General features: G+C 61.5%; 11 protein-coding genes and 1 pseudogene. 8 read left to right on the top strand and 4 right to left on the bottom strand.

Annotated elements, in window-relative coordinates; all coding sequences use genetic code 11:
- Window positions 1-315, bottom strand: a pseudogene (lysK, locus tag EN749_RS21690) (lysine--tRNA ligase); the annotation flags it as partial.
- Window positions 316-480: 165 nt separating this feature from the next.
- On the opposite strand from lysK, the gene EN749_RS21685 reads away from it, so the two are divergent.
- Window positions 481-888: a tellurite resistance TerB family protein gene (locus EN749_RS21685; protein ID WP_013533653.1), complete on the top strand. Its 408-nt coding sequence runs from the start codon at window positions 481-483 to the stop codon at window positions 886-888.
- 60 nt (window positions 889-948) lie between these two features.
- Here the strand turns inward: EN749_RS21685 and EN749_RS21680 are convergent, their stop codons facing one another.
- Entirely contained in the window at window positions 949-1,797 is an 849-nt protein-coding gene (locus EN749_RS21680) for a transporter substrate-binding domain-containing protein (RefSeq protein ID WP_128287798.1), read from the bottom strand.
- Window positions 1,798-2,045: 248 nt separating this feature from the next.
- On the opposite strand from EN749_RS21680, the gene EN749_RS21675 reads away from it, so the two are divergent.
- From EN749_RS21675 to EN749_RS21665, 3 genes are all read left to right on the top strand, one after another.
- On the top strand, window positions 2,046-2,777 hold the full coding sequence (locus EN749_RS21675) for a LuxR family transcriptional regulator (protein WP_127267150.1): 732 nt from the start codon (window positions 2,046-2,048) through the stop codon (window positions 2,775-2,777).
- Window positions 2,778-2,873: 96 nt separating this feature from the next.
- Window positions 2,874-3,512 carry an acyl-homoserine-lactone synthase gene (locus EN749_RS21670; protein WP_013533650.1) on the top strand — a complete coding sequence of 213 codons (639 nt, stop codon included), beginning with the start codon at window positions 2,874-2,876 and terminating at the stop codon, window positions 3,510-3,512.
- Window positions 3,513-3,526: 14 nt separating this feature from the next.
- Window positions 3,527-4,276, top strand: a complete 750-nt coding sequence (locus tag EN749_RS21665) for an enoyl-CoA hydratase-related protein (RefSeq protein WP_013533649.1) — start codon at window positions 3,527-3,529, stop codon at window positions 4,274-4,276.
- 53 nt (window positions 4,277-4,329) lie between these two features.
- Here the strand turns inward: EN749_RS21665 and ppk2 are convergent, their stop codons facing one another.
- Window positions 4,330-5,238, bottom strand: coding sequence for a polyphosphate kinase 2 (gene ppk2 / locus EN749_RS21660; RefSeq protein ID WP_127807936.1), 909 nt, complete (start codon window positions 5,236-5,238; stop codon window positions 4,330-4,332).
- A 222-nt stretch (window positions 5,239-5,460) separates the two neighbouring features.
- Between ppk2 and EN749_RS21655 the strand changes: the two genes are divergently transcribed.
- The 3 genes from EN749_RS21655 to EN749_RS21645 all read left to right on the top strand — a co-directional run bounded on the left by EN749_RS21655 (window position 5,461) and on the right by EN749_RS21645 (window position 8,663).
- The gene (locus tag EN749_RS21655) at window positions 5,461-6,726 is read left to right on the top strand and encodes an ATP-binding protein (protein ID WP_128287796.1); all 1,266 of its coding nucleotides are present in this window, start codon (window positions 5,461-5,463) and stop codon (window positions 6,724-6,726) included.
- A 111-nt stretch (window positions 6,727-6,837) separates the two neighbouring features.
- Window positions 6,838-7,563, top strand: coding sequence for a phosphate signaling complex protein PhoU (gene phoU, locus EN749_RS21650; RefSeq protein ID WP_127807934.1), 726 nt, complete (start codon window positions 6,838-6,840; stop codon window positions 7,561-7,563).
- Window positions 7,564-7,652: 89 nt separating this feature from the next.
- Window positions 7,653-8,663, top strand: a complete 1,011-nt coding sequence (locus EN749_RS21645) for a magnesium and cobalt transport protein CorA (protein WP_127807933.1) — start codon at window positions 7,653-7,655, stop codon at window positions 8,661-8,663.
- 160 nt (window positions 8,664-8,823) lie between these two features.
- On the opposite strand, the gene EN749_RS21640 is transcribed toward EN749_RS21645, so the two are convergent.
- A complete protein-coding gene (locus tag EN749_RS21640; RefSeq protein ID WP_127267146.1) occupies window positions 8,824-9,342 on the bottom strand; it encodes a GcrA family cell cycle regulator in 519 nt (172 codons plus the stop codon).
- Between the two features lie 358 nt (window positions 9,343-9,700).
- On the opposite strand from EN749_RS21640, the gene EN749_RS21635 reads away from it, so the two are divergent.
- Window positions 9,701-10,362, top strand: a 662-nt coding sequence (locus tag EN749_RS21635; protein WP_128363929.1) for an aminotransferase class III-fold pyridoxal phosphate-dependent enzyme, incomplete at its 3' end; no start/stop codon positions are given.

Below are 10,362 nucleotides of genomic sequence, written 5' to 3'. Positions count from 1 at the left end.
GTCCGGCACGCTGTCGGGTATCTTGCGCATGCCGTCCATATCGTCGGAAAAGCACAGCAGCTTGGTCGCGACCTTATCCTGCGTCAGGACACGGAAGGCATGGCGCACCATCGAGGTGCGCGCCACCTCGCCGAACGTGCCGATATGCGGCAGGCCGGACGGTCCGTAACCGGTCTCGAACAGGATTGTTTGCGGGAAGTCGGCGCTTTTGTAGCGCTCGATGATCTTTTTGGCCTCTTCGAACGGCCACGCCTTGCTTTCGGTCGCAGCCGCCAGCAGCTCGGGGTTGAGATCGATGATGTTTGATCCCGTCATGTCACAGTTTTCCAAATCATTTGCCGGCCCGAAGACGGGCCGCGGCAAGGCTTTTTCAACCGGTCTCTAGGCGTGCAGCGCCGGAGCGTCAACGCGTGCGGCGCTTTTTCCTTGCGGTGCAGAATGGGCGTTCCTAACTTCGAGGCCCGGTTCAAGGAGAAAAAATTGCCGACACCCCATGAAGCCCTGATCTATCTGATGGTCATCACCTCGGCCTCCGACCGCGACATGACCGATGTCGAACTGGCGCGGATCGGCGAGGTCGTCCGCTCCTGGCCGGTGTTCGAGGACTTCAACCACGACAGGCTGGTCGGCGTTGCCCAGGACTGCCAGAAGCGCCTGCACGAAAAGGACGGGCTGGAGGGTGTGCTGGCTGAAGTCGCCGAGGTCTTGCCTGAGCGGCTGCGCGACACCGCCTATGCCGCTGCCTTCGAGGTTGCCGCCGTTGACCTCGAAATGCGCATGGAAGAGGTACGGGTGCTGCAGCTGATCCGGCGTCAGCTCGATCTCGACACGCTGACGGTTGCTGCCATCGGCCGCGCGGCCAAGGCGAGGCTGCGCACGCTGACCTGAAGTCCTTGGCCGGACGCTGTTGAGATTCAGGTCAGGCCGGCAAAGCTGACCGGAACCGGATCAAAAAAAGCTGACCGGGAAATAGCGCAGATAAAATTCGGCGAACGTGCCTTTCATCGACATCTCCTGCAGCGCGTAATCGATCGCGGCGGCCAGCGCCGGATTGTCCGCTTTGGTGGCAATGGCCATGCCCGAGCCCAGATATTCAGGCGCCAGATAGGGCCCGCCGGCAAAGCGGCAGCAGCCCGCCGCGTCCGAGCCGCCCAGCCAGAAGGCCAGGCGCATGCCGTCGCCGAAGGCGGCGTCGACCTTGCCGGCCTTGAGATCGGCATAGAGGTCCTCCGGCCTGTCGAAAGGGACGACCTGAACCGTGTTGAAATAGTCGCGCAGCATGCGTCCATGCGCCGAGCCTGATATTACGCCGACACGCTTGCCGTGCAATTTGTCAAAGATGGGCTCGGTCAGCGCCTTGCCTTTCGGCATGATGAAGCGCGCTGGAAACTGCAGATAGGAGCGTGAGAAGGCGTAGGTCGCGCGCGATTCCGGTGTTGCGGCGATGCCGGCGATGATCGCCTCGCCTTCGCCTTTCCGCAGTGCGCCTTCCAGCTCGGCCCAGGGCAGGGCCTGGATCTGGCATTTTTCGACAATGCCAAGCTCGGCGCAGATGGCGCGTGCCAGATCGATATGGAAGCCGGACAGCTTTCCCGCGCCGTCAAGGAAGTTGAAGGGCGGGAAGTCCGTGGTGGTCAGGAACCTCAGCCGGGGCAGCGTCGAAAGGTCTGGCTTGGGCAGCCGCTCCTTGGCATCCCACAGCACCGGAACCTGAGGCGCCGCGGCGCGCGCGCCGTCGGCGAACGACAGCAAGCCGATCAGCATCGCAAGGGCGAAGGACCTCCACCGGAACGCCAAGATAAAACTCCGCCACAGTCGTGCTCGCACCGGTTTTGGTACGAAAATGGTACAGGCACAATGGTTTTTGATTTCAACCCGCCGATTTCAGGATATGATTTAGCCGGTTTGCAAATCAGCTTCGGTCGCCTCGTGAGAGGGAGCCACAAAATAAGTATGCGATTTGCAATCCGTGGTCGGTGGCGAAGTGTAAATCAGGCACGCATCATTGGCCGCAATGCACGAGGCAACATGGGGTTGATGTTGCGATGGGTCAGTTCGATCGCACGCTGGAATACATAGACCAACTGCAGCACGCCGCGACGGCGGCGGCGGTCTGTGAAAGGCTGCTGGGCATAACATCGGATTTCGGCCTCACCGCACTGATGGCGGGAACTGTACCGCAGCCAGGCACGCCGGCCGGCCAGCAAAAGCAGCATGTGCTTCTCTGCGATTGGCCGGGCGAGTGGCTGGAGCGCTATGTCGCGCGCAACTATGTCGACCACGACCCGGTCGTCAGCCACATGAAACAGTTGCAGGCGCCCTTCCAGTGGCACGAGGCGTCGCAGGGCATCCGCATAGACAAGAGCAGCGGCGAGGTGATGGGCGATGCCGGCGCCTTCAAATTGCGTGATGGGTTGGCCTTTCCGTTGATCACGCTTGACGGCCAGATCGTCATGGTGTCGCTCGGCGGCGAGGCTGTGGAATTGTCCGCCGCCGAATTTGGCCAGGTGTCGCTGGTCTCGACCTATGCGGTTGGCCGCGCCATGCAACTCCACACCATGGCGAGCAACACCATCGATCATATCGTGCTGACGCCGCGCGAGCGCGAATGCCTGCAATGGGCCGCCGTCGGCAAGTCCGAATGGGAGATTTCGCAAATCCTCGGCATTTCCGAACACACCTCGGAGAAACATCTTCTTAACGCCAAAAGCAAACTAGGTGCCGTCAACAGGGTGCAGGCCGTCGCGGAAGCGATACGGCGCGGCTACATTAGTTAGGTCGGCCGTGCCGACCTGGAATTTTTGCCTACGCGATCACGCAATTTTCTCATCAAAGCACGGCCGTATCTTCCTCTGAACGCAGGAGACGGCGGAATGCTTTTTTCCCTTACAACCCAGGAATTGATGGAACGTCCCGACCTTTGGGAGGCCGTCCATCGGTTGCGCTACAAGATATTCGTCGAAGAGATGGGGTGGGATGACCTCAGGCGTCCCGACGGGCTCGAACTTGACCAGTTCGATCACGACGAGGCGGTCCATCAGATCGTCATCAGGGGCGGTGAAGTGGCGGGTTATCAGAGGATGTTGCCGACGACGCGGCCACATCTGCTGACCGAGGTCTTGACCGATCTTTCCGAAGGAACGCCGCCATCGGGTCCAAACATCTGGGAATTGACCCGCTACGCGGTGGCTCCCGGTTTTCGTGACGGCCGTCGCGGCGTTTCGACCGTCGGCACCGAACTGATTGCCGGTTTCGTCGAGTGGGGGCTGAAGCGCGGCGTCGACAAGGTGATCATCGAGTTCGAGCCGATGTGGGTGCTGCGCGCCTTGCAACTGCATTTCCTGGCGACCCCGCTGGGCTATCAGCGCACCTATGGCAACCAGCAGGTCGTCGCCACCTTGCTGACCTTCAACGAACACACCCTCGATGTGGTGCGGTCGCGCCGCAATCATTTTGCTCCCGTGCTGGCCAGGGGATATCCTGACATGCTCGGGCAAAGGCGTGCGTCATGAGATCGGAGACAGCCATGAGCACACACCCGCAACCTGAACTTCGCAACCACACGCTGGTCGTCACCGTGTCGTCGAGCGACGGCCGGCCGGTGCTGGACAGGAGAGCCTATGAAAGCCTGGCAAGGACCTTCCATGAAGCCGCCGACAATGAGGAGGTTCGCGTCGTCGTGCTGCGCGGCCTGGCAGGCTGTTTCTGTCTGGGCGGCGACTTCTCCGAATTCCTCGACGCCACCAAGCACCAGAAACTGATTGCCGCCGTCACCGACCTGTTCCGCACGCTGGCGACGTTTCCCAAGCCCATCCTTGCCTGCGTCGACGGCGATGCCGTCGGTGTCGGCTGCACCATCCTGTTCCATTGCGACATGGTGATCGCGTCCGATGAGAGCACGTTCAGGGTGCCGTTCGTCGATTTCGGCCTGGTGCCGGACGCGGCGACCAGCATCCTGGCGCCGCAGAAGCTCGGCTATGCCGGTGCCTTCCGCTTCTTCTGCCTCGGCGACACGCTTCGCGCCGAGGACGCCAGGGCGCTCGGCCTGGTCGCGGAGATCGTGCCGGGAGGCACCGTCGAGGAGGCGGCCCTCGGCCGGGCAAGACAGCTCGTCAAGAAGCCGGTCGCCGCCTTGCTGCAGACGCGCGGCCTGCTGAAAGGGAACACCGAGGCCCTCTGCGACCGCATCGATCAGGAGATTTCGCTTTTCCAGCAGGCGCTGCAGGACGACACCACGCTGCGGCGATTGCAACGCATCGCCCGGCTCGCGGCCTGAGCGAAAGCCTCAAGTTCCGCGCCGCGCGGCCAAGGCCGCGCGGCGCGGAAGCGTCAATCCTGCTTGCCGAGGAATGACGGCCCTTCGCCGATGATCTTCTTATCTTCCTTGCCGATGATTTCGAGATCGCGCCCCTCATAGGGCAGAGACGACAGGATGCGCCGCATGATCGCCAGCCGCGCGCGCCGCTTGTCATTGGCCCGTACGATGATCCACGGCGCGAATTCCTTGTGGGTGCGCTCGAACATGGTGTCGCGCACCTTGGTGTAGTCGTCCCACTTGGTGATGCCTGCAACGTCGATGGGCGAAAACTTCCAGCTCTTCAGCGGGCTGTAGCGACGGTCATGGAAGCGCTCGAGCTGCGTTTCCCGGCCGATGTTCAGCCAGAATTTGAAGAAGTGGATGCCCTCGTTGGAGATCATCCGCTCGAAATGCGGTGTCTCGTCGAGAAACTGCTCGTGCTGCTGCGGGGTGCAGAAACCCATCACCGGCTCGACACCGGCGCGGTTGTACCAGGAGCGGTCGAAGGTGACGAATTCGCCTGAAGTCGGGAAGTGGTCGACATAGCGCTGGTAGTACCATTGCCCAAGCTCGGTCGGGGTCGGCTTGGTCAGCGCCACGTTGCGTGCCGTGCGCGGATTGAGGTACTGGCGCACCACGAAGATCGTGCCGCCCTTGCCGGCAGCGTCGCGGCCCTCGAACAGCGCCATCACCCGTTTGCCGGTCGACTGCAGCCAAGCCTGCGCCTTGACCAGCTCGATCTGCAGCTTCTCGAGTATCTCGTCATACTCGTCGCTTTTCATCTTCTTGTCGTAGGGATAGCCGCCAGCGGTCAGCTTGTTGTCCTCGACCCAGTCGGGAAGCACGGGATTCTCGATGTCGAACTCCCTCTCCTTGCCACCGATCCTGATCTTCAGCGGCCCCGAAGTTGGCGCGGCGGGACTTTCTTTGGCTTTTTTCATCGAGACGAACCCTTTCCAGCTTCCGGACTCATGCTATGGGGAGCCACTACAGCGTCGCGCGTCCGTTTGGATGCGCAAAGGACGCTGTAGCACTTTTGATTTGCGCATGATCCTTTCCGAAAATCGATCCCGATTTTCGGGGTCATGCGGCAAGCGGTCTAGTGGAAGTTTTCCGCCACCGTGCGACCGGGTGCGAAGACATGGGGGCAGGTCCACGAGCGAATGGCTGACCTGGACACAGAGCAGAGAGGCATGACGCAAACCATGGCCGCACGGCTGTGGCATAGCCGCTGGCTGCTTGCGGCCGGCGTCACCGCGGTCGTCGCCGTCTATGCCTTGGCCGGGATTTCAGCCTATGTCGTCCTCGCGGCGCTGCTGTTGCTGCTTGCAGCGGCCATACTGCCGGCCACTGGCGCGCGCCAATCCACCGGCAGCGGCGCTGCCATCGAGGCCATCGGCCTGCAGCGGCTCTCTGGTGAATATCTGGCCGCCGCCGTCGCCGATCCGCTGATCATCTTCGATCGGACCGCCACCATCGTCCATGCCAACGCCGCCGCCTTCGCCGCCTTCGGTGGCATCGCGCCAGGCATGTCGCTGTCGTTGAAATTCCGGGCGCCGGAGATGCAGACCCTGCTGGACGGCGTGCTATCAGGCGATATCGCCTCCGATGTCGTCGACTACATGGAGAAGCTGCCGGTCGAACGGGCCTACCGGGTGAGTGTGTCCTCGGTCGGTCACGCCACCGATCTCTATGTGCTGGTGTTCAAGGACCAGAGCGAAGCACGCAGGATCGACCGTATGCGCGCCGATTTCATTGCCAATGCCAGCCATGAACTGCGCACGCCGCTCGCCTCCATCGCCGGCTTTATCGAAACGCTGCGCGGGCCAGCCCGCAACGACGCGGCGGCGCGCGACCAGTTTCTGCAGATCATGCAGAGCCAGACCGGTCGCATGGCGCGTCTGATCGACGATTTGTTGTCGCTGTCGCGGCTCGAGATGAAACCCTATCTGAAGCCGGGAACCGAGGTGGATCTGCGGCAGACAGTCGACAGCGTCATCGACTCGCTCGGACCGCTGGCCAGCGAAAACGCCGTTGCCATCGAGCGGCACTACGCCGATGGGCCGCTTCATGTGCCTGGCGATCGCGATGAGCTTTTCCAGGTTTTCGAGAACCTCTTGGAAAACGCCTGCAAATACGGGCAGTCGGGTGGGCGCGTGGTTGTATCCATAGCCCATAGCGACGCCGGATCAGAACCGGGCATCGACGTGACGATCAGGGACTTTGGCCCTGGCATTCCCGAGGAGCACATTCCGCGCATTACCGAGCGCTTCTACCGCGTCGACGTCGAGACCAGCCGGACCCAGAAGGGTACCGGCCTCGGCCTGTCGATCGTCAAGCATATACTGACGCGCCACAACGCCCGGCTTTCGATCAAGTCCGAAGTCGGCAACGGCGCGGCATTCTCGGTTCATTTGCCGACGCACTGATATCGCCCTAATTCAAGGGGACTGTTTCTTTTCTGTCATCCGGCTAGCGTATCAGCGGGGATTCGAGGAAACGACTCAAAATCAAAACACCCCGTGGGAAGGCATTTTGCCATGCAGTCCGTGCACATCGTCAGCGCTTATGACGAGGAGTTGAAATATCTGTCGAAGCGCATCGCCGCGATGGGAGGCCATGCCGAGCGCATGGTCGAGCAGGCGGTCACCGCTCTCGTCAATGCCGACCCAGGCCTTGCCCAGAAGGTCATCCGCGACGATACCGTACTGGACGAGGGCCAGCGCGAAATCGACGACAAGGCGATCATCATCATCGCCAAGCGTCAGCCGATGGCGTCGGATTTGCGCGAGATCGTCGGGACCATTCGCATCTCCGCCGACCTCGAACGGGTTGGCGATCTCGCCAAGAACGTTGCCAAGCGGGTGGTCGCCGTCACCGACGGACGCCAGCCGACCAGCCTTTTCCGAGGCCTCGAGGCCCTGTCCAACCTGGCGTTGACCCAGCTCAAGGAAGTGCTCGACGTCTACGCGTCTCGCTCGGTGGAGAAAATCGGCTTCGTGCGCGATCGTGACGACCAGATCGACGCCATGTACACATCGCTGTTTCGCGAATTGCTGACCTACATGATGGAAGATCCGCGCAACATCACGCCCTGCACGCATCTGCTGTTTTGCGCCAAGAACATCGAGCGTATCGGTGATCACGCCACCAACATAGCCGAGACCATCTACTACATCGTCACCGGCGATCAGTTGCCGGCTGAGCGGCCCAAGGGCGACAAGACCGACAAGATCAGCCTTTCCGAGACGCAGCCGGTGAAGTGAACGCGCCTCTCGAACCGCCATCCGATTTACGCTAAGCTTTCCGGGCCTTGCCTCTATCCTCGTCCGTGGATTTGCTCCGGGAGGTCGTGATGGAAAATGTTCGGAACCTGACCCCGGCGCCTGCGTCGATATCCGGCATTGTCGCTTGCGGCGTTTACACGGCCGGGCGCCGCATCGCCGACATTCCCATCGAGGAAGCCGGCGAATGGGCAAAAAAATCCGGCCATGTCGTCTGGATCGGCCTGCTGGAGCCCGACCGTAACCTGTTGCTGCGCGTCCAGGCGCAGTTTCACCTGCATGAACTGGCGATCGAGGATGCCGAGCACCCGCACCAGCGGCCGAAGATCGAGCAATATGGCGACGCCTTGTTCATCGTCGCCCGCACCGCACAGCTGATCGACGGCCGGGTCACCTTCGGCGAGACCCATTTGTTCGTCGGCTCAGGCTACATCGTCAGCGTCAGGCACGGTCCCTCGACGTCCTATGCCGCCGTTCGTCAGCACTGGGAAAGCTGCCCGCATTCGCTGGCCAAGGGTGAGGATTTCGTCCTCTATGCCATTCTCGATTTCATCGTCGACAATTACATGCCGGTGCTCGAGCAGATCGAGGACGAAGTCGAGGCGATCGAGGACAAGGTTCTGCTGAAGCCAATGACCGCTCCCGACATCGAACGGCTCTATATGCTGCGCCGCGATCTCCTGCGCCTGCGCAATGCCGCGCTTCCGCTGGTCGAAGTCTGCCGACGGCTGACCAGCGCCGAGCTGCCGCAGATACATACCGCCATGCACCCGCTGTTCCGCGACGTGACCGACCACATCCGCACCGTCCAGGAGAAGATCGACAGCCTGCGCGAAGTGCTGGCGTTCGCTTTCGAGGCCAGCCTCCTGGTCGGCCAGAGTCAGGAAACGGCGAACACCAAGAAACTCGCCTCCTGGGCCGCGATCCTGGCGGTGCCCACGGCGCTCGCCGGCATCTACGGCATGAACTTCGACAGTATGCCGGAACTGAAGATGGAATACGGCTATCCGGTGGTGCTGGGCGCTATCGCGCTCATCTGCACGTTTCTCTACTGGCGGTTCAGGAAGAACGGTTGGCTGTGAGAAGAGAGCGAATAGGGAGTAGCGAATAGCGAACACAAAAACGGCTTGCTTCCTGTTACGGAAGGCAAGCCGTTTCTATTCGCTATTCGCTATTCGCTATTCGCTATTCGCTATTCGCTATTCGCTATTCGCTATTCGCTATTCGCTATTCGCTATTCGCTCAGCGACTCCGCCGCCGCTCCGATGCCGGCTGGAACGCCACGCGGGCGTGATATTTGCAGTAGGGTCCGGTTTCGGCGGCTTCGTTGCCGCAGAAATGGAAGTCCTCTGAAAGCGGGTCACCGTTCGGCCATTTGCAGGTTCGCTCGGTCAGCTCGACCAGCTGCAGATGCCGCGAGATCGGCAGCACGACATTCTCGACCGGACGGATGTAATGGCGTGCCACGGGTTCGGCGTCGAACTGCGTCTGCAAGGCGGTCGCGCCGATCGATGTCGTGACATGGCGTGCCGTGGTTGCAGCGCGTGATACCGATTTCTGGACGGTCGATCCTTGCGCTGCCTTCTTCTGGCGTGCCGGTGTGGCGGTCGAGCGTCCGCGGCCCGACAGTTTCAGCCGATGCACCTTCCCGATGACCGCGTTGCGGCTGACCCCTCCAAGCTGCGCAGCAATCTGGCTTGCGCTCAGACCCTCCGACCACAGTTTTCTCAAGAGTTCTACCCGCTCGTCAGTCCAGTTCATGAGACCGCGCTCCTCTAAGCGTGCGGCAATCGGAATCCTTCTCCCGACCCGGCAACATTTGCCAGGGCAGACACCACATATATCTGGTGATTAGGTCCGCCGCACGAAATCTAGTTATTTCTCAACTACAACTACTCTATGCGCTGACTCGGTGACAAGAGTCCCAAGTGCAACACGAATCGGTTTTTTCGGTTTTCCCCAACTTGCCCGGTCGCTGATGAGCCGGCGTCCCGTCGGAGGGCTTGCCGCGCGCCACTACGCGACGTTTTCGTTGACTTCATGGCCGAAAAACGGGATAAGCCGCACAGGCCGCCGCTTTGGCGGCTTTTTTGATTTTCCGGTACCGGAGACGCATATAATGAGCGGTTCGGCGCTTTACGAGACCTTTGCTCGCGCACCCCTGGCCTTCGACCACGGGGAAGGCGCCTGGCTGGTTACCGACAAGGGCGAGCGATATCTCGATTTCGCCGGCGGCATCGCCGTCAATTCGCTGGGCCACAGCCATCCGCATCTGGTCGCCGCACTCACCGAGCAGGCCGCCAAGCTCTGGCATGTTTCCAACCTCTATGAGATTCCGGGGCAGAGCCGGCTTGGCGAGCGGCTGGCCGACGCCACCTTCGCCGACAAGGTGTTCTTCACCAATTCCGGCGCCGAGGCGCTGGAATGCGCGATCAAGACGGCGCGGCGCTGCCATTTCGTCAAAGGAAATCCCGAGCGCTTCCGCGTCATCACCTTTGAGGGCGCCTTCCATGGCCGCACGCTGGCGACCATCGCGGCTGGCGGCCAGTACAAATATCTCGAAGGCTTCGGCCCTAAGGTCGAAGGTTTCGATCAGGTCGGCTTCGACGATATCGACGCCGCCGAAAAGGCGATCACGCCGGAGACGGCCGCGATCCTGATCGAGCCGGTGCAGGGCGAGGGCGGTATCCGCCCGGTGCCGACGCAGTCGCTGAAGCGGCTCAGGCAATTGTGCGAACAGCACGGCCTGCTGTTGATCTACGACGAGGTCCAGTGCGGCAT

Source organism: Mesorhizobium sp. M7A.F.Ca.ET.027.02.1.1, assembly GCF_004022985.1.
Classification (GTDB): Bacteria; Pseudomonadota; Alphaproteobacteria; order Rhizobiales; family Rhizobiaceae; genus Mesorhizobium.
Note: the sequence above shows the minus strand (reverse complement) of the source record. Positions and strands in the feature narration are given on the sequence as shown.

What these genes read in the sequence shown, in the direction of transcription:
- ppk2 (WP_127807936.1), bottom strand. Translation starts at nt 5,238, where the DNA reads ATGAAAAAAGCCAAAGAAAGTCCCGCCGCGCCAACTTCGGGGCCGCTG.
- EN749_RS21640 (WP_127267146.1), bottom strand. Translation starts at nt 9,342, where the DNA reads ATGAACTGGACTGACGAGCGGGTAGAACTCTTGAGAAAACTGTGGTCG.
- EN749_RS21655 (WP_128287796.1), top strand. Translation starts at nt 5,461, where the DNA reads ATGGCTGACCTGGACACAGAGCAGAGAGGCATGACGCAAACCATGGCC.
- EN749_RS21675 (WP_127267150.1), top strand. Translation starts at nt 2,046, where the DNA reads ATGGGTCAGTTCGATCGCACGCTGGAATACATAGACCAACTGCAGCAC.
- EN749_RS21665 (WP_013533649.1), top strand. Translation starts at nt 3,527, where the DNA reads ATGAGCACACACCCGCAACCTGAACTTCGCAACCACACGCTGGTCGTC.
- EN749_RS21670 (WP_013533650.1), top strand. Translation starts at nt 2,874, where the DNA reads ATGCTTTTTTCCCTTACAACCCAGGAATTGATGGAACGTCCCGACCTT.
- phoU (WP_127807934.1), top strand. Translation starts at nt 6,838, where the DNA reads ATGCAGTCCGTGCACATCGTCAGCGCTTATGACGAGGAGTTGAAATAT.
- EN749_RS21645 (WP_127807933.1), top strand. Translation starts at nt 7,653, where the DNA reads ATGGAAAATGTTCGGAACCTGACCCCGGCGCCTGCGTCGATATCCGGC.